Here is an 18,467-nt window from a genome sequence, read left to right as displayed (position 1 = left end):
AATATTTGTTCGGTGACGTTTAAGATTTATCATTTAACAACTTAGCTTGATTCCAATCTTTGAAAAATCCACGATCTAAAATATACCCCGTTACTAGTTCATGGGGGGTAACATCAAATGCAGGATTGTACACAGCACAACCCTCTGGTGCTGAAGGATAACGAACTTCTTTTGCATGACGTTCTTCAATAGGAATATGATTCCCAGAAGAACAAGACCAATCAATGGTGGTCCAGGGTGCAGCTACGTAAAATGGAATTTTATGGTGATGAGCATTAACTGCAACACTATAAGTGCCAATCTTATTGGCAAAATCACCATTACTAGCAATACGATCTGAACCCACGATGATTTTTTGAACTTTATCCTGCTTCATCAACATGGCGGCCATATTATCGCATATCAATGTGAAGGGGATTTTGAGTTTTTGAAGTTCCCAGGTTGTTAACCTTGCGCCTTGAAGGAGTGGGCGGGTTTCATCGACATACACATGGATTATTTTTCCATTTTTAAAACTACGAGCTATAACTCCAAGTGCTGTCCCAATACCTGCTGTGGCTAATCCACCCGTGTTACAATGAGTGAGAATATTGTCACCATCTTCAATTACATTTGCCCCGTTAACAGCCATTGCTTCACAAAGTGCTACATCCTCGTCAAACAGATCTTCAGCTGATCTAACGATGTTCCCAACAGTTAAGGCATTAAGTGGCTGTTTTAAAATAACGCGATCAACGGCTGCCATAAGATTCACAGCCGTGGGTCGTGCATCTCGCAGTTGGTGAGCCGCCGTAAGGATCATTTGAATCATATTATCTGAATTTTTTTTTGATGTTTTTAATTTTTCTGCATATTGAGCTAATGCAATTGCGGCTCCAACCCCGATGAGGGGAGCCCCTCTAATTTTAAGGGACTTAATAAAATTGATCATGTCATTTGGCGTTTTACATTCAAGCCAGATTTCATTTTGAGGAAGTATTTCTTGATCGAGTACGAAGACACGACCTGCTTCAACTTTTAATCCCATGGATATGAGATTTTTCACAAAGTTTTTTCTCCAATTTGTCTGCGCATTTCTTTGAGGGCTTGAACTTCTTCTTGCGATAAATTAGTAAGACCACCCAGAGTATGTGCAATTTGTAGAATTTGTGCTGAATGCTCAAGGCGTTCCATTCCATTATACGCCTCATTAATACTCTCACCCCAACTCAAAGCCCCATGGCGCGCCAAGATCATTGTGCGGTATTGTGGTAAAAAGGGTTTTAAGTTTTCCCCCATCTCTTGAGTACCTGGTCTTGCATAAGTGACAAATGGAATTTTACCGACGGCTAAAATAACCTCAGACAAACATTCCGAAGGCAATTCTTGTAATTGTGGATGTGCCACGCTCCACGCAATTGCATGGGGTGGGTGAGCGTGAACAACACATTTGGCTTTGGGGCATTGCTTGAAAACTTCAAGATGCATCAAGCGCTCACCTGATGGTTTGCCACTTAAGACGCGATTTCGTATATCAATCACTGCGATATCAGAAATCTTCATAAAAGCTTTGTTGATTCCTGTGGGTGTTATGTAAATCTGTTCATCATTGACCCGGTAACTGACATTTCCATCAGCAGCAGCTAACATGTTTTTGGCATGAAGCCTTTGGCAAACCTCGACAATTTTTTGCGCAATGTTATGTTCAATCACTTCAAACTCGCTTTAATGATTTGATAGTATTCATCCACTTCTTTAAAAATTTTCTCACGATCAAGAGTTTTGATTTCTCGATTTTCCATCAAAACTGATCCATGACAGATCACTGTTTCCACATCTGCAGCTGATGCGGTATAGACAATTTGACTAACAACATCGTGAAGTGGACGCATATGTGATGAGTCTAAATCAAGGCAGATGATATCTGCAAACTTGCCGACCTCTAAGCTTCCGACATTTTTTGAAATGCCTAAAGCTTCAGCTCCGCCAATTGTAGCCATTCTCAAAGTATCAATTCCTGTCAGAGCGGTGTTGTCTAGATGAGAGAGCTTTTGTAGTTTTGCCCCAACATCCATTTCACTGAGAATACTTAAATCGTTATTACTAGCAGCGCCGTCTGTTCCAATGCCTACTTTAATCCCAGCTTTGAGCATTTTAGGAACCGGAGCAACTCCTGAACCCAACTTCATATTTGATTCTGGATTATAAATTGCGCTAGTCCCTGTTTTTTGCAAAAGATCAATATCTTCGTCAGTGATGCAAACACAATGTGCAAAAATAGTTTTATTCGTTAAAAGGCCGAGATCAAAAAGTCTTTTCACAGGAGTTTTTGAATATTTTTTTAATGATTCATTAACTTCATTTTGAGTTTCAGATACATGCATCACAATAGGAATTTGATGTTTAAGCGCAAATTCTTTTGATTTTTTAATTGTATCATCGCTACACGTGTAGGGAGCGTGGGGGCCAACACAAGGTTGAATCCTCTCGTGATTTTTATATTTGTCGCACATTTGCTGTAATATTTTAAAGTGACTATCATCTAAGTTTTTATTATCTGGAGTCGGAAAATCAGTAATAGCCTCGCAAACTAATCCACGAAGCCCTGCTTCATCTAAAACCGTTGCCACTTCTTGAGCGAAAAAATACATATCACACACAGTGGTGACGCCATTTTGAATACATTCAAGAGCTGCCAATTGAGTACCGACACGTACAAACTTAGCATCAACGAGTTTTGCTTCAAGTGGCAAAATATATTCATGTAGCCACTGATGAAAGGGAAGATCGTCGGCAAGGCCTCGAAATAGTGACATGCATAAATGCGTGTGCCCATTAATAAGGCCAGGCATAACGATTTTATTTTTAGCCTTAATGAGTTTGTCACATTTCCAATTGTTTTCACCCCAAGGAGCAATGGTAGCGATGCGACTTCCATTCACTCCAATAAACTGGTCATGCAAAACTTTACCCGAGCCACCGCTCATCGTCAGAAGGTAGTCACAATGAATTCCTAGACTGAACTCACTCATCACTTGCTCCTTCATTTTCAGCAAAATTTAAAAGACACTGAAGCATTTTCTGGGTTGGTGTTTTGCATATTTTTAAAATCTCATCGTGATTCAAAGGTTCATCACTTAAACCACAACCCAAATTGCTGATCAGTGAAACTCCGGCAACTCGGGCTCCTCCATGACGAAGAGCAATGGTCTCCCAAACAGTGGACATTCCCACTGCGTGTAAGCCCCATTGTGAAAAAAGTTTTATTTCGGCTGGTGTTTCAAAGCTTGGTCCTAGAAGTCCAAGATACACCCCGTGATTCACCTGAAGATCTGATTTTTTAAAATAATTTTCTAATTTATTTGAAAGCTCAAGGTCATAGGCCTGACTCATGTCTGGAAACCTCTGGCCCAAATGCATACCTTCTGAATTCACAGGATTTGCACCAACTAACGGATTTAATCCTGTGAGATTGACATGATCTTTGATGATCATGAGAGATCCCACTTTAAATTTTTTTGTTAATGCACCGGCAGCATTTGTAAGTATAAATTTTTTTGTACCCAAAAGCCGATGGGCAAGTACAGGTGCGATAGCGTCTTGAGGAGTGGTGCCTTCATATCCATGGAGCCTTCCTACCTGACAAGTAATAGTACTCTTGGTTTTTTTATTTTGCAGATAGTGAAAAACCCCACGGTGTCCAGGTGCTGTTGAGCCTTTAAACCCCGCTTCGCTAAATGTAATTTGAGCTTTTTCTTCCCACTGGGCCTTAAAACTTTGTTCAGAAAAGATGTCAGAAAATGATGAACCTAAAACAAGATGCAGCGATGGTGAATTGACTTTTAAATCATTGAGTTTTGACAAAAGATTATTGGAAAGTTCAAAAATATTCAAAATGTGTCCCTATGATTCATACACGAACTGCTTAGGTCATTATTCTCTTGCTTTCAACCCCTAAACTACGAAATCTATTCAAGATGCTTAAATCTATCTTTAAAAAAATCCATGTTGTGGCAAACATGCTTGTCTTTGCTATTGCCGTCTATGTCTATTTTTATAAAAGCCGCGAAATGCCCACGGGTTATCATCTTGACTCAGTCACCGATGTTTTTAATGCTCTGTGTATTCGCCTTTCAGGTGCCGATGAATACGGGACCTTTTTACCATGGTACTTTCGCGCATTTAACGATTATAGACCACCTTTAATCATCTATGCGTTTGCGCTCTCTGACTTCATTTATCCACTGACTCTGTACTCTTCGCGTATCATCAGCATGTTTATGGGGGCTACGGCCATTTTTGCAGCGGTATTCTTTATTTATCGTTCAAAAGAATTTCCCAAGTTTCGATTTCCACTAGCGTATCCTTTGATGACTTTATTCTTGCTTGTATCCTCATGGATGTTGTTGCCCCACCGTATTCCTATTGAATTTGCAGGTGTCTGCTTTGTCATGATGGGCTTTATTGCCACAGGTTGGTGGCTTATAGAAAAGCCTGAGTCCAAAGCACGAGGTTTTGGTCACGCCCTCTTTTGGGCTTCACTTTTGTACATGTACTACGGCAGTAAATCCCTCTACTTCATCTGGTTTCCATTTCCTTTTATTTTCATACATCTTAAAGGAATCCCGTTCTCATTAAAAAGATGCCAGGGTTTATTCGTAGCAGTTTTAGTAGCAATAGCTTTGGGTATTCCCACTTTTGATGATCTCCTTCACGCACAAAAAACTTTGCAGAGATTTCAAGTCGTCAAAGCCCTGGAACCCGTGGGTGTTGTGACAAGATATTTTCAGCATATGGGGCCTGATTTTTTATTTTTTCAAGGTGATGGAAACTCTCGCCATCACACACAATACAAAGGTGAATTGAATCAGTTTTTTTTGCCATGCTATTTACTTGGTTTTGCTGCAGCACTTTTACAGATCATTCGTAGACGTAATTTCTTCTGGGCCTATATTGCGTCGGTTTTTGCGATTTCTTACGCTCCTGCCGCCTTAACCAATGAGGGCATTCCTCATTCCATTAGAACACTCATGGCGGTGATACCTGTCGTGTTTGTGTGTTTTTTGGGGTACTCAGAAATTGAGAAGTGGATCTACTCTGGTAAAAAAAGAAATATAAAATTACTTTTGCTTTCAGCACTTTTTCTCTTCGGAATAAAGGAAAGCTACGCCAATCTCTATCAGTATCATGTTGTGCAAGTTCCCAATGATCATTACATCTGGAGCTACTTTGATGGGCAATATAAACCACCAGAAACAAAACTTCCCTATGACAATCGTGAATTCGAGCCAGTCATGGAACGCTATTACCGTTTTGTGTACGAAAATGAACACAAATACTGTGATCGCGAGTTGAATCCGAAGTAGCTTATAAAAATGTTGGAAAATTAATTATTTTACTTGAGCAACCCAGATATTGGTTGTGTAGGGAATTTGAATTTTTGAGAGTTTTGTTTGGTCAAGGGCTTCACTGATTTTTTCAATGATGAGCTTAAATTTAGGACCCGCTTGACGGTGTAATGTTGCGTGAGAGCGCCAAGCTTCTAGGCAATCTTCTACAGATTGTGTGTGTAGTACGCGACCTTCAACTTTATGCAATTCTCTCAGCATGCCGCTCTCATTTAAAAAATCAGTTTGATCAGCGCGACGTGTGCCGTAATCATAATCTGAGATGACTGATTTAATAATGGATTCAATTTTAGATTGAATAGGATCTTTTAAATCACGGTGATTCCACATACAGGCAAACCAACCGTTTGGCTTAAGGATTCGAATGCTTTCTTTTAAAGCAGCCGTGCGATCAGTCACGTTGAAAGAAGAACCGAAAGTTACCATCTCATAAGTGTTAGCGGGTTGACCTGATTGCTCACCAGTTCCTTCAAACCAACGTACTTTAGGAAAATCTGCGGTTCTTTTAATACCGTTTGCTCTCATGGCATCGTTAGGTTCGACTGCTGTGACATCAAGGCCACGAACTGCAAGTTTCAAGGTGAGATGAGCTACACCAGCGCCAACATCACAGACCTTAGCGCCTTTTTGAATGCCTGCAATTTTAAGCATGTCATCAATGGCTGAATCGGAGTAATCCGGACGCATTAAATAGGCATTGGCTAAATCAGAATAATCCCAGGTTGTTTTCATCGAAAAAGATAATACTTCTGTGACTTGAACCTGCGCAACAAAAATCCATGGAGGGGCTTTTTTTATTGCTAGTAAATTGGGATTTACATATGGTTTTAGCCGATATGAAAGCTATTATCCTAGGAAGTTCCAGAGGTGTTCGACGCCTCGACCCAAATAAAAGTTACCCATATCATCTCAGTGAATTTGAAGGCTCCAGACGCGCACTGGACTGGATTCTTCAGTCATTTCAACAATTGCAGGTGTCACAAGTTTGCTACGTCGGCGGTTATCATATTGAAAAGGTCATCGAGAATTACCCCGATCTTAAATACCATTTTTACGCTGATTGGATGACAGGTTCAGATGTCGATGCTTTGGGTTGTGCCATCAAGGAGCTTACCGATTCATGTTATATTTGCTCTGCTGACATTGTCTTTCATCGTGAAGCCCTGGATTTATTATCAAAGCAAATGCATGACAGTAAGTCTGACTTTGTATTGGGTGTTGATGGGCCTGTAAATTCTGAGACTCCTTTTGCTGGTGTTGCACTGGTTAGTGCGAAAGGTTCAGAGCTTTTACAAAAATTTTTTCGTGAGCGTGCAACTAGCGGAAGTAAAAATGAAACAGATGATCTTGTAAAATGTTTTTCTGTGCTTTCAAGAGAGGGTGCAGGGTTAAGTTCTGTAGATATCAGCTCTAAATTTGCTTCACTTTCTAAACCAAAAAACGCAGCAAAACTTATTCTTGGTACTAAAGCACAAACACTTCAAAGATTACAACCTGTCGTTCGCTTCTCAAAAATTCTAGATCAATTTAGATTTGCAGTGTCTGAGTGGAAGAAAAATCCTCAAGAAGTTGTAGCAAGCGTTAAAAAAACTTTTAATGAGGGTCTTGTAGTTGTACGCAGCAGTGCCTTGAGTGAAGATGCGTGGAGTGGTTCTCAAGCAGGGCGCTTTAAAAGTATATTAAATGTGGATATTCAAGAGTCTTCGCAAATTTCTGATGCGATAACTGAAGTGTTTAATAGTTTTCCAAAGGACGATCTTGAACATCAGATTTTTGTTCAACCACAAGTTCTCAATGTTACAAACAGTGGAGTCATACTCACCCGTGATTTAGAAACCAACGCACCTTACCTTGTTATCAATTGCGATACTACCACTTCAAGAACAGATACAATCACCTCAGGTTCTGAAAACGCAGAAACGTGGGTTGTGTCAAAACAAAGTAAAGGTCCTTATCCTGATAAGCACATGCATATGTTGATCGCTGCAGCTCGAGAACTTGAATCACTTATTGATCACGATGCCCTCGATATTGAGTTTGCAATTGATCGAGATGAAAAAGTCTACATTCTTCAGGTGAGGCCTTTGACTGTAGATCGCAATCGTTTTGCGCTCACCGATGATGACTTTGCACAAGAGTTAGCGTTGATTCGTGATTATTCTGCGCAATTGTTTAAGCCTAATCCAGCAGTGTCAGGTACAACCACTGTTTTAGGTATTATGCCTGATTGGAATCCTGCTGAAATTATCGGTACTTGCCCAAAGCCCTTAGCACTTTCGCTGTATCAAAGACTTATTACCGATAGCACCTGGGCAAAAGCTCGGGCTTTGATCGGTTACAAAGATGTGACGAGTGCTCCGCTACTTGTTGCGCTTCTTGGGCGGCCCTATATTGACGTACGTGCAAGTGTAAATTCTTTTTTACCTCAGAATTTAGAATCATCACTTTCAGAAAAATTAGTGAATCATTACATCGGGCGCTTAAAAGAAAATCCTGAACTTCATGATAAAATAGAGTTTCATATTGTACCCACATGTCTCACTCAAGATTTCAAAAATACAAAAGAACTCTTAAGTGCTGCGAAATTTTCAGATGCTGAAATTAAAAACCTAGAAGAAAAATTAAAGTTATTAACTCAATCTATTATCCAAGAAAAAGAAGTAAGTATTGCCAGTCAGATGCAGCTTCTTGAAAAATTGAATTTAAGACGTGAACAAATCTCATCTCAACTGCCAGATAATCCCCATGCCATAGCAATAGCTTTGCGTGTGCTTTCTGAAGATTGCATTAATTGGGGCACATTGCCTTTCTCTATTTTGGCTCGTTATGCATTTGTGGCCCTTGCATTTCTTAAATCTTTTGTGTCTGCAAAAATTCTTAGCGATGAAGAGTATGATGAAATTCTTAGGAATATTTCAACTGTAGCTAGTCAGATGTCTGAGGATTTTGAATTGCTAGCCGCTGGTCAGATTGCTGAAGCGGCATTTGTAAGTCGCTATGCCCATCTCAGACCTGATACCTACGACATACTTTCTGAAAACATGGGCCAAGCACTTCCACTTTATATTCGTAGTTCAGGTACACCTCGCGCTTCAACGCACAAGCCTGATATCAATAAGGCTCGTCAGATTTTCGAATCTAAATTCAGTCAGATTGATAAGGTTCTTAAAGATTTGGGTTTGAATGTTGATGTTATGACGCTGATGAAATTTATTTTGGAAGCTATACCAGCGCGTGAAAGTTCAAAATTTGAATTTACTAAGAATTTAAATCTTATTTTGATGTTAACTGAAAAACTCGGCCAGAAGTTTCAGCTTTCTCGGGATGATATGGCTTTTGTATCTATTGAGACTTTGATTCAAATGGCAACCAACGGAACATCATCTGCCACATCAATTGAGTTGCAAAGAGCCATTGGTTTTACGCGTAAACGTTTTGAATTAACAAAAGCACTTCATCTGCCGCCGCTTATTTCTGATGTTTCTGATTTTGATTTTTTCAGCCAAATGAAATGCCAACCTAATTTTATTACCCATAAGCGTGTTGTGGCTGACTGCTTAAAATTAGATAAAAATTCACAGACTTCAAATTTAAATGACAAGATCATTTTGCTTGAGCGAGCGGATCCCGGTTACGATTGGATTTTTAGCTACCCCATCGCTGGGATCATTACAAAATACGGTGGAGTTGCATCACATATGGCTATACGTGCTGCAGAATTCGGACTTCCAGCTGCCATTGGTTGTGGAGAAATGCTCTTTGATAAGCTGGCAAAGCATGAACTCATGGAGCTGGATTGTGGCAAACGTCAAATTCGGATATTAAAATGAAACCACGTATCGCCATTTCACTTAGAAGTGTTACCACAGAAGCATACTCCGAAGTGCGAGACGCTATCAGTCGTGATTGGGTAGAATTACTTTCTGATTTAAATGTGCTTCCAATTTTTATTCCTAATGGCATAAATACGCCTGCAGAACTTATGGATGCCACTGGAATAAGTGGTGTGATTCTCTCCAATGGGAATGACGTGGGAGCGGATCCTGTGCGTGACCAAACAGAGCGGGCCATGGTGGAGTACGCTATTAAAAAAAACTTGCCTGTTGTGGGTATTTGTCGCGGGTTGCAGTTTTTAAATGTTTATTTTGGGGGTTCATTAATTAAAAGCATCAAGGCCCAGAGTCCTGATGAAAAACATACCGGGGCCAATCATCTAGTACGTATCGTCGATCACAAGGCTTCAAAAGTGTTTAAGCTAGATGAATTTCAAGTGAACTCCTATCACGATCAAGGTTTGACTGAAAAAGAATTGGCCTCAGAACTTATTGCGTTTGCTAAAAGTCCCGAAGGAATCGTTGAAGGGGCGTATCATTCTAAATTTCCAATTTATGGGGTTCAATGGCATCCCGAAAGAAAAGGTCCTTCAGCTGGGCAAGACAAAGCCATGTTAATTGATTGGCTTAAGCTGGGTCAGGGAGTTCTCAAATGAACATGATTATTTTAGCCGCCGGAACTGGTAATCGTTTAAAACCCATCACTGCTGATCGCCCTAAATGTATGGTTCCTTTAGAAGGAAAACCACTTCTTTATTGGCAAACCAATACTGCGCGGGCTGCTGGTGTTAAAAATATTGTAGTTGTCAGGGGATTTTGTAAAGAAACAGTTCAAGGTGAAGAACTCACTTTTGTTGAAAATAAAAGATTTGCTGAGACCAATATGCTTCAAACTCTTTGGTGTGCGGCTGAGTATTTCGGAGATTCTTTTATCGTAAGCTATGGCGATATCGTCTATGAACCTTCGGTTTTAGAAGCACTTTTAAAATCTCCCCATGATATTTCAGTGGTTGTTGATCGAGAGTGGAAAAGCTATTGGGAAAAACGCGTGGATAATGTTTTAGATGATGCCGAAAGCCTTCGCCTGGCTGACGATGGTAGAATTACAGATATTGGAAATAAAGAAACTTCCCTTGAGCGCATTCAAGCCCAATACATTGGCCTACTTTCATTTAAGGGTAAAAGTGTTCAACTTGCCAAAGATCTTTTTGAAAAAGAGCGCAAGGCCCACCAAGATGGTCGCACACTTATTTCAACAAAAAGAAATTTTGATATGTTGTACATGACAGATTTTTTACAAGGGCTGATTAATTCAGGCACTGATATTCACGCAGTACCCATCAATGAAAAATGGTTAGAAATAGATTCCCATCGCGATTTAGAATTAGCCCAGAAATTTGCACTCACCTCAGGAAACACTCTGACTATCAATAGGAACACACCATGAATTCAATGGGTGTGAAAGCAGCGGGCCCAGTTTTTTGGATCACGGGTCTTTCAGGTTCGGGTAAATCTACTATTGCCAATAAAGTTTGTGCTCGTTTACGTAGCCAAAATCATGCATCTATTTTGATTGACGGAGACGAGGTACGTGACGTTTTAAATTCACATCTTGGTCATGGTTTAGAAGATCGAAAAAAAAACGCTCAGCAAATATCTAAACTTTGTAAATGGCTCTCGGGGCAGGGTGTACCAGTAGTTTGTGCAACGATGTCTTTGTTTCAAGAGATTCATGAGTGGAATAGAAAAAACATATCCAATTATTATGAAGTTTATCTTGATACACCTATGAGTGTTCTTGAGATGCGTGACACAAAAAAACTTTACAGTGGTGTTAAATCAGGGGCGATGAAAGACGTCATCGGTGTGGATCTTCCCTTTGATGCGCCCAAAACCCCAGATCTAGTTTTAGATACCTCTCAAGCTCCAAACTCTTTTGAAGAAATAGTTGATCGGATCATTCGATTGGCTCCTGATTTTCGATGAAGGTTCCTGTTAATCTCACAAACTTTAAAAATATACTGCTCAAAGCATCTGAAATTATTAAGGGGCATTTAAATAAGTCTTCTGAAGAACTCGGCACTACCAAAAAACAAGATGGAACTTCTGTTACCAAAGTTGAGCTTGAAGTTAATAAATTTCTTAAACTAGAACTAACTAAACTTTTACCCGATTCTGGTTGGCTCTCAGAAGAAGATAAAGACAACACCGATAGACTTACAAAATCTTATGTGTGGGTCGTAGACCCCATCGATGGCACTAAAGAATTTATTTCTGGCATTCCTGAAATTGCAATCTCAGTAGGGCTCGTTAGTAAGGGGTTGCCGATTTTAGGGGGCGTTGTGAACCCCGCCACCGGTGAAGGTGGAGTTGGTAGTCTTGATAATGGTGTTGAGTATTGGGGATCTAAATCTCGTATTGTTCAAACTTCTTTAGTCCAAGCTGAAATTTCTGTAAGTCGCACTGAGTTTTCTAAAGGACAAATCGATGTATTTAGAGAGCAGTTACCTCAGATAAAACCATTGGGAAGTGTGGCTTATAAACTTTTAAGAGTGGCAGCTGAGCAAGATGATTTTTACTTTTCAGTTGAGCCTAAGTCTGAGTGGGATATCTGTGGCGGTGTGGCATTACTTGGGTTTTCTAATAAGTTTTATTCTCGTTTTGATGGTGCTGCGAATGCATTTAATCAGCCGAAACCCCGTATTAAATGCGGAGCTTGTGCCGGTACCCTCGCTATGATAGAAAATTTCAGTCATCAATTTAAAGCTTTATTACAGCTAAGGGATGAGAAATGAAATCTACAATTCCTACCATAGAAGCCATGTCTAAAATCAAGGTTGTAGCTCTTTATTTCTGGGGACGCTCAGGAACCTTACTGATGCATAGTTTGTTAGATTCTCATCCTGAAGTTCTAAACTTACCCTCTCTTATGCTTATGAGTTTTCATCATGAGCAATGGGAAGAAATAAATAAATATAACAGTCTTGAGCAGCGCCTAGATGCTTTCATTCGTTTGAATATTGCTAGTTTTGATGGCAAACAAGATATTAACAATTGTGGTTTTGAAAATTTAGGTCCTAATAAAAATACTTGTCTTAGTGTTGATCAAGCGCTTTTCAAAAAATACATGCATGAAATATTGCAGGGTATTTCTGATCAGAATTCTCCTCGAAAATATTTTTTCATCGCAGCACATTTTGCATACGCTTTAGCGCGAGGCGAAGACATCAGCACAAAAAAAGTCTTACTCTATCATTTGCACTCTTCAAATGATTTGACTCGAATTGGCAATGTGTTTGCTGACTTCCCAGATATGTTGTCACTGGGTATGTTGCGCCATCCACTGCGAGGATTTAATTCTCACATTAGGGCAGCAAGGACTATGGCTAGTAAAAACAGCAGCGATGCCCGTCTACGTGAAGCCTACATGTCGGTTTTAAACACTGATTATCGTACACATTATAAGCATCAATTAGTTGGATGGACCACTGTTCAAAGAAAGTATCCACATGCTCCTTTTCTAGAGGTGCAATTGGAGCAGTTACACGAAAATCCCCGCCGCGAAATGGAGCGGGTGGCTAGTTTTTTAAATATAGCGTGGAATGATAGCTTACTGGAAAGTACCTTCAATGGCCTGGCATTCTGGGCTGATACCTCAGCAAGAAATGCTATCAATGGTTTTTCAGTGCAACATACAAAGTATGAAGATTGGCAGGACAATTTTGATACCATTGATACTCTTGTACTAAATGGCTTATTGAAGAAATTTGTTGAAAAACATGGATATGGGAAAGTCTCCCGCAAGACGCGCCTGCTCCTTCCACTTCTCATTTTAAAGCCTAGCAAATTGGAACTTGAGGCACTACGAAAGGGTGGTTTACTCCGTCTTCCATTTATCATTAATAATATTTTAGCCCGCTATATTTTTAGTTATCTCTATTTGGTGGGTTACCCCATCGACTGCAGTGAAGGCTACCTGGCTGAGCTTGAACGTAAGTTCTGGAAGGGGGCAAGAATTTTTGTCAGATCCTTGACATCACCTGAATTTAAGTCCTAAAGTCCTTGTAAATTTCGATAAAAGGATAAAATCACAATGACCAATTTACGTGATCTGCATCAAGAAATCGTAGGGCATTACAAAAATTGCAATACAAGCAATTCCAACCTTTCAGATACCTGGGCCCAAACCCTTAAGCATTGGGAAACAAATTTTTCTTTTACTCCAATGCTTGAAATGCTTTCACCTGAAAGTAAGGTGAATACGTGGGTTGATGATAATCATTACTTGATTGATCGTACAGTTCTTGATGCAAGTGATCCGATTGTTAAAAAATTGTTGAGTTATGGGGAGAGTGATTTTGGCTCTCCGCGTAAAGACATTAAGCTTTTTGGTCAAGTTTACAGCAGCGGATTTATCCATCACGTTTTGTATGCGGCAAAGATTATTACCGCTATTGAAGCAAAAAATATTTCTGAACCCACAGTCATGGAAATTGGTGGAGGCCTAGGTGGTGTTGTTACCTTACTTCGTAATTATTTTAATGATAAGATCACTCTCTATATCGTCGATATTCCAGAAACTCTTTCATTCCAAGAATGGTCCCTCAGAGCCAACTTTCCCGCAGCAAAAACTTCTCACAAGGCCGGTGAAGATAATGTAGAGTTTTTCAAAGGCGGAATTAATTTTATTAATGCCTATGTACTTGAAAGTCAGCCTTTTAAGTTTGATGTGGCCATCAATATTGATTCAATGCAAGAAATGGATCGAGACATTGTTGCGGGATACATTCGATATATTGAAAAAAATATTTCAGACGATGGATTCTTTTATTTTGAAAATCACTTTGGACACACATCATCACCACTCATTGAGCCCACAGAATGTACCTTAGACGGGTTTTGGACGATCAACTCGGCTGAAATTGCCTACCAGATTGAGAGTTGCTCTGAATCTGAACAAGCTAGATTTATTTTTTTTAGAACTCGTGAAAAAGAGAATCCTGAAACGCGCCGTCTTGTTCTTCGCGTATTGTGGAATGGTTTTCTTTCAGGATTTATTTCAAATTCACCTGAGCTTGTGAATGAACTGAGTGGTTTACCTCGACGATTTTCACCAGACCAAGCCTTTAATCAGATTCAGGGGATCCTTGTAAAACATGGCCTTTCGGTACCACTTGAGTTTATTGAAAATTTAAACAAATCCATTTTTTTCACAACAAAGCCATTTGTTGAAATATATGGTCAGACAAAAGCTAAGTCTCTGAGTGAGAAGAGTTTCACCCAACGCAATGTTGAGGCTGTTTGGCATGTTCAAAATGAAATGCTCCAGCTGATGAAATTGAAAGCAGAGAATGAGCAGAATTTTTCAGCCGATAAAATTACTCAGCAATTACAATCGATTTGTGAAAAGCACACTTTGCATTTAAGTAACTTGCATGAGTCTGAATACTGGACGGCCTATATTTCGGCCATTCAAATGGTTCTACACAACAAAGAATCTGGGCGTGATCTTTTGATGAAGTGTATGAAAGACTCATCAAGCCCCACTTGGTTGACACGATTTGCTTATTTATTATCTCGATTTAATTTTGCCAAAGAAACAGAAGTGGTTTTAAGCAAAACAGAAAATGCGAGCAATGAAGATTATTTTCTTAAGCTTAAACGCGCTGAAATCACAGCTCTCATTGGAAATTCTTTGAATGCAAAAAAGATATTTCAAGATCTTGAGAAAAACTGCGATGCAGATTTAACACGCTGTAATTCATTGGCAAAAACTGCGGTTCGAGCAGGTGAGTTTGATCTCGTAGTAAGTCTTTGCAAAAAACTTTTTACGATTTCACCTGATTCATGTGCCGCTTTACTTTTAAGCATTGCCAGAACATCATCTTCAAAGCCGGATGCTGATGAATTTAGAAAAACTTTAATTAACGAGTTTATAGAATTGTGCGCACCTAAATCCGACAACTATCAGGCATTGCTGACTTACGGCAACCTGTTGCTTGAAGTCTCACGAAAAGATGAGGCTCTTGGTTTTATCAATGATGCCATCACAAAGAGCCCCATAGATTATTACACCATGGCTAGGGCAGGAAAACTTTTGCAAGATGCGCGTCTTGATGACTTCGCGGATAAAATGCTCACAAAATCACTGAGTCTTCGACCTGGTGCTTTTCTTCATTCAGATTTTATCGGGAATATTTATTTTGGTGCACATCGATATCAAAAGGCCGCTGAATGCTTTAAAACAAGTCTCACCATCAAACCCTATTTGCGACATCTTCAAGCCAAATATTTATATTGTGAGATATCAAAAACTACTGGGGACACTGCTTTTTTTAGCGCACCTTCAGAATTATCTCTGATTTTCCAACGCAAACAAGATTTTTATCATGATCTAGGTCTTTCTAACAAACCGACAATCTAGTTTGTTAGGGGGCAGTGGCTTTTGAAAGATTGTTCATTTTGGTGATCCAAGCTGTTCTCTTTGGAATAACTTCTAGTCTACTTTCATGCAGTTTTATTAATTCGTTTTCGCAGCGCTGTTGGAATGTTTCGCTTTTTGAATCAAGATACCAATATTTCCCCCACATCCCACTTCTGTAAGGCTTATCTTCAGTATTTTTGTAGGGGTCAACACGTCTGATTCGAAAATCAATGCTGATGCGAGCTCCTCCACCTTTTCTGATAGTCTGGTGTGGACACACGCCATCGAATAAAATGAATTGCCCTTCTTGAGCTACGTAATTGACCTTTTCAATACCTTCCATTTTTGCATCAAATGCGCGGTAAGGTCCGTTAAAAGAGGCTATGGCTGCAACTTTAGATTCTAAGGGGTTATAAAGTTCCATATACGTCGATTTGAGATCGCCATCGATGTACATCAGACAATTTATAATATCGTCAGGTTCCCCAGCCCATAAATCACTATGAAGATGATCAGTGGCATAATCGGTCTCTTTGTATTCCTCTGGTGCTCTGCCGTGTGCGACACGAACATTAATTGGGAATTCAATTCCCTTTATCAAGGAAGTTAAACCCAAGCGATCAAGTTCATCGATCACTGATTTTTCAAGTTTTACAAAGAGGTCCCAGTTTTTTTTGATAGCCAGTGATTTTGTACCATTGATCTGTTCAATGATGCGTTCATAATCATTTGGAGTCTTCACTGAGTGAATTTCACTTTTTGGTAATGAACCTAGAATGATTTCAAATACAGATTTTTTAATGGCTTCGTAATTTTCAGGAGCAGCTAAATAACTCTTGGTAAATTGACAGTCAAAAATATCCGGTTTGATTTTTGAATTTTGATTGAGCGCATTCCAAAATTCAGTGCGCGTCAACTCTTGACTGTTATCATTTACTTTGTGTGTCTCTGTTTGATTCATAACCCAGATACAGGATTGCTTGCTCTTCCAAAAGTTGGCGAGTTGAAATCATTAGTACTTAATCCAAACGCATTGAGACGATCACGCCAGTAATCTGATGTATTGAGTCTTCGTTGCAAACGTTCTTCAAGCCCTGCTTCGATAAAACCTTGGGTGCGCTGTTGAAGAACCGCAAGGAAGTATAAAGCAAATCCATTTTCAGGTGCAATAACATCAGTCAAGTTTTGAAGATTGGCCATTTGTTGTTTAATTTTTATAGGGCGATCTTCATGAAAAAGTCTGTGAAAATTAAGATGGTAGTTCATATAAAACCAAATATCCGTGATTTGTTCACTGTTGGGAATTTGATCGGGTTTGATTTCTTTAAAAGCCTCTTCGAAATTCGGAGTTGAAAGACTTATGCCTGCTTCAATTGCAATTTGACGACCGTATGCACCACCTTGGAATACTGTTTTTGCAGTATCCATATCTTGTAATAATCCTTGAGCTACCATGGAATCGTATATGGGGGTATTTGGAAGTGGCTGAAGTGGGCTGATTCTGTACCAATCTAAATCCATTTCTTTAGCTACTTTAATGGTGTCAAAAACCATATTTAAAGTTTCACCTGGGAAACCAACCATCAATAAAACACTGGCGTAAATTTTTGGATGTCTTCGAAGAACTTCTGCGGCTTTAAGAAAGGTTTCTACTTTACCTGGTTTTCTAACTTCATGAAGTATTTTTGCATTGCCCGATTCCATTCCGATATTTACAGCCACACAACCTGAAGCTTCTGCTGCGGAAATCATCTCTTCAGTGCACGAAAATGCAATGAGGCCATTGGTGGCGTCCCAAGTCATATTGAGTTTACGTCTCACCATTTCATTAAAGAGTTCCATTGCGGATTCTTTGTCATTCAACAAGTCGTCATCGAGCCACATAACGTGAGTGATGCCGTGAACATCACGTAAATGCTCAAGTTCATCAACAACAACGCGGGCTGATCTTAGTCTAACACCGGTACCATTGAAGTTTCTCACGCTACAAAAAGTGCAACGAGCGCGACAGCCGCGATTAGAAAGTGCTGTGGCAAATTTTGTTCCCTTGGGTCTGAGCCAATAAAAAGCACCGACGGTGCCATGATTTGAATAATTGGAAAGATCTGTGATGAGGTCATGGCTAGGCAAAACATTAAGATCTTCTGAATTAGGACGAAGATCGTTTAAAAAACGAACATACTCATCGCCCTCGCGAAGTATTGTTTGGCCGAGAATATTGACCGGTGATTTTTTATTCACCACTTGAATAAAATTCTTAAGGCTGTTGTCGCCTTCTTTAAGAAACGCAATATCAGCAGAGGAAATATCTTTGAGTACACGCTCAACATCATTACTCACATGAACACCGCCAATACCAATTGGCACTTTATGGGTGCTTATGAGTTCACAAACTCGCTTTAGAGAGGTGTGAGTCATAGTGAACATGCATGTGATACCAACCATATCTGGATTAAATTCTTTGAGTTTTTTAACGAGTGCTTCTTTCCAGACAGCGTCAAAATCAAATTTTTCTGGATCATTAGTTTCAGTGGCGGCTTTGATCACGGTATGATTGAGGTTAAGTATTTCGACGGTTACACCCACTTTTTCAAGTTGGGTTGCTAAGACAGCTAATCCGTAAGGAGGGTAATTTGTGTAACGCAGCCTTCTTGCGGTTTCCATACGAAAGAGTTCTTTGCTTGCGTCTGGTGGGGTAATGAGGAGTGTTTTTTTGATTTCCCTTTTTGGAAAGATACGATTGAGTATCTCATCACCGCGTTTGAATATTTTACTGTCTTTTGTTTCTCGGTTTTCGGTAACCAATTTGTCTGTTTGCATGCC

General features: G+C 39.7%; 15 protein-coding genes. 8 read left to right on the top strand and 7 right to left on the bottom strand.

Annotation, left to right across the window (positions count from 1 at the left end; genetic code table 11):
• Nucleotides 1-19: 19 nt before the first annotated feature.
• The 4 genes from mtnA to SGI74_09450 are packed head-to-tail and all read right to left on the bottom strand — an operon-like array spanning nt 20 to nt 3,873.
• Nucleotides 20-1,045 carry an S-methyl-5-thioribose-1-phosphate isomerase gene (gene mtnA, locus SGI74_09465; protein MDZ4677724.1) on the bottom strand — a complete coding sequence of 342 codons (1,026 nt, stop codon included), beginning with the start codon at nt 1,043-1,045 and terminating at the stop codon, nt 20-22.
• Nucleotides 1,042-1,692 carry a class II aldolase/adducin family protein gene (locus SGI74_09460; protein MDZ4677723.1) on the bottom strand — a complete coding sequence of 217 codons (651 nt, stop codon included), beginning with the start codon at nt 1,690-1,692 and terminating at the stop codon, nt 1,042-1,044. The genes mtnA and SGI74_09460 overlap by 4 nt, the downstream gene beginning before the upstream one ends.
• The gene (locus SGI74_09455; GenBank protein ID MDZ4677722.1) at nt 1,689-3,011 is read right to left on the bottom strand and encodes an amidohydrolase; all 1,323 of its coding nucleotides are present in this window, start codon (nt 3,009-3,011) and stop codon (nt 1,689-1,691) included. The genes SGI74_09460 and SGI74_09455 overlap by 4 nt, the downstream gene beginning before the upstream one ends.
• Nucleotides 3,004-3,873 (bottom strand): purine-nucleoside phosphorylase, encoded by an 870-nt coding sequence (locus SGI74_09450; GenBank protein ID MDZ4677721.1) that lies wholly within the window; start codon nt 3,871-3,873, stop codon nt 3,004-3,006. Before SGI74_09450 ends, SGI74_09455 begins: the two co-directional genes overlap by 8 nt.
• An 83-nt stretch (nt 3,874-3,956) precedes the next feature.
• Here SGI74_09450 and SGI74_09445 point away from each other — a divergent pair, with 83 nt between their 5' ends.
• The gene (locus SGI74_09445) at nt 3,957-5,345 is read left to right on the top strand and encodes a hypothetical protein (protein ID MDZ4677720.1); all 1,389 of its coding nucleotides are present in this window, start codon (nt 3,957-3,959) and stop codon (nt 5,343-5,345) included.
• A 24-nt stretch (nt 5,346-5,369) separates the two neighbouring features.
• Here SGI74_09445 and SGI74_09440 read toward each other — a convergent pair whose 3' ends face one another.
• Entirely contained in the window at nt 5,370-6,119 is a 750-nt protein-coding gene (locus SGI74_09440; protein MDZ4677719.1) for a methyltransferase domain-containing protein, read from the bottom strand.
• Nucleotides 6,120-6,223: 104 nt separating this feature from the next.
• On the opposite strand from SGI74_09440, the gene SGI74_09435 reads away from it, so the two are divergent.
• From SGI74_09435 to SGI74_09405, 7 genes are read left to right on the top strand one after another with little or no spacing between them, the layout of a single operon-like run.
• Nucleotides 6,224-9,217 (top strand): PEP/pyruvate-binding domain-containing protein, encoded by a 2,994-nt coding sequence (locus tag SGI74_09435; protein ID MDZ4677718.1) that lies wholly within the window; start codon nt 6,224-6,226, stop codon nt 9,215-9,217.
• Nucleotides 9,214-9,876, top strand: coding sequence for a gamma-glutamyl-gamma-aminobutyrate hydrolase family protein (locus SGI74_09430; GenBank protein ID MDZ4677717.1), 663 nt, complete (start codon nt 9,214-9,216; stop codon nt 9,874-9,876). The genes SGI74_09435 and SGI74_09430 overlap by 4 nt, the downstream gene beginning before the upstream one ends.
• Nucleotides 9,873-10,667 (top strand): phosphocholine cytidylyltransferase family protein, encoded by a 795-nt coding sequence (locus SGI74_09425; protein MDZ4677716.1) that lies wholly within the window; start codon nt 9,873-9,875, stop codon nt 10,665-10,667. Before SGI74_09430 ends, SGI74_09425 begins: the two co-directional genes overlap by 4 nt.
• A complete protein-coding gene (cysC, locus tag SGI74_09420; GenBank protein ID MDZ4677715.1) occupies nt 10,664-11,206 on the top strand; it encodes an adenylyl-sulfate kinase in 543 nt (180 codons plus the stop codon). The genes SGI74_09425 and cysC overlap by 4 nt, the downstream gene beginning before the upstream one ends.
• Entirely contained in the window at nt 11,203-12,015 is an 813-nt protein-coding gene (locus SGI74_09415) for an inositol monophosphatase family protein (protein MDZ4677714.1), read from the top strand. Before cysC ends, SGI74_09415 begins: the two co-directional genes overlap by 4 nt.
• Nucleotides 12,012-13,277: a sulfotransferase gene (locus SGI74_09410; GenBank protein ID MDZ4677713.1), complete on the top strand. Its 1,266-nt coding sequence runs from the start codon at nt 12,012-12,014 to the stop codon at nt 13,275-13,277. Before SGI74_09415 ends, SGI74_09410 begins: the two co-directional genes overlap by 4 nt.
• Nucleotides 13,278-13,313: 36 nt before the next feature.
• Entirely contained in the window at nt 13,314-15,644 is a 2,331-nt protein-coding gene (locus SGI74_09405) for a putative sugar O-methyltransferase (GenBank protein ID MDZ4677712.1), read from the top strand.
• A gap of 4 nt (nt 15,645-15,648) precedes the next feature.
• On the opposite strand, the gene SGI74_09400 is transcribed toward SGI74_09405, so the two are convergent.
• Together SGI74_09400 and SGI74_09395 are read right to left on the bottom strand one after the other, a co-directional pair.
• Nucleotides 15,649-16,605: a hypothetical protein gene (locus SGI74_09400; protein MDZ4677711.1), complete on the bottom strand. Its 957-nt coding sequence runs from the start codon at nt 16,603-16,605 to the stop codon at nt 15,649-15,651.
• Nucleotides 16,602-18,464, bottom strand: coding sequence for a radical SAM protein (locus tag SGI74_09395; protein ID MDZ4677710.1), 1,863 nt, complete (start codon nt 18,462-18,464; stop codon nt 16,602-16,604). Before SGI74_09395 ends, SGI74_09400 begins: the two co-directional genes overlap by 4 nt.
• Between the last annotated feature and the right edge of the window lie 3 nt (nt 18,465-18,467).

It is taken from the genome of Oligoflexia bacterium (assembly GCA_034439615.1).
Taxonomy (GTDB): domain Bacteria; phylum Bdellovibrionota; class Bdellovibrionia; order JABDDW01; family JABDDW01; genus JAWXAT01.
The sequence above is the reverse complement of the archived record's forward strand: the minus strand, read 5'-3'. Positions and strand labels throughout refer to the sequence as shown.

Bases quoted from the DNA above. Each gene is read 5' to 3' on its own strand.
- SGI74_09455 (MDZ4677722.1), bottom strand. From the start codon at position 3,011: ATGAGTGAGTTCAGTCTAGGAATTCATTGTGACTACCTTCTGACGATG.
- SGI74_09445 (MDZ4677720.1), top strand. From the start codon at position 3,957: ATGCTTAAATCTATCTTTAAAAAAATCCATGTTGTGGCAAACATGCTT.
- SGI74_09440 (MDZ4677719.1), bottom strand. From the start codon at position 6,119: ATGAAAACAACCTGGGATTATTCTGATTTAGCCAATGCCTATTTAATG.
- SGI74_09435 (MDZ4677718.1), top strand. From the start codon at position 6,224: ATGAAAGCTATTATCCTAGGAAGTTCCAGAGGTGTTCGACGCCTCGAC.
- SGI74_09430 (MDZ4677717.1), top strand. From the start codon at position 9,214: ATGAAACCACGTATCGCCATTTCACTTAGAAGTGTTACCACAGAAGCA.
- SGI74_09425 (MDZ4677716.1), top strand. From the start codon at position 9,873: ATGAACATGATTATTTTAGCCGCCGGAACTGGTAATCGTTTAAAACCC.
- cysC (MDZ4677715.1), top strand. From the start codon at position 10,664: ATGAATTCAATGGGTGTGAAAGCAGCGGGCCCAGTTTTTTGGATCACG.
- SGI74_09415 (MDZ4677714.1), top strand. From the start codon at position 11,203: ATGAAGGTTCCTGTTAATCTCACAAACTTTAAAAATATACTGCTCAAA.
- SGI74_09410 (MDZ4677713.1), top strand. From the start codon at position 12,012: ATGAAATCTACAATTCCTACCATAGAAGCCATGTCTAAAATCAAGGTT.
- SGI74_09405 (MDZ4677712.1), top strand. From the start codon at position 13,314: ATGACCAATTTACGTGATCTGCATCAAGAAATCGTAGGGCATTACAAA.
- SGI74_09400 (MDZ4677711.1), bottom strand. From the start codon at position 16,605: ATGAATCAAACAGAGACACACAAAGTAAATGATAACAGTCAAGAGTTG.
- SGI74_09395 (MDZ4677710.1), bottom strand. From the start codon at position 18,464: ATGCAAACAGACAAATTGGTTACCGAAAACCGAGAAACAAAAGACAGT.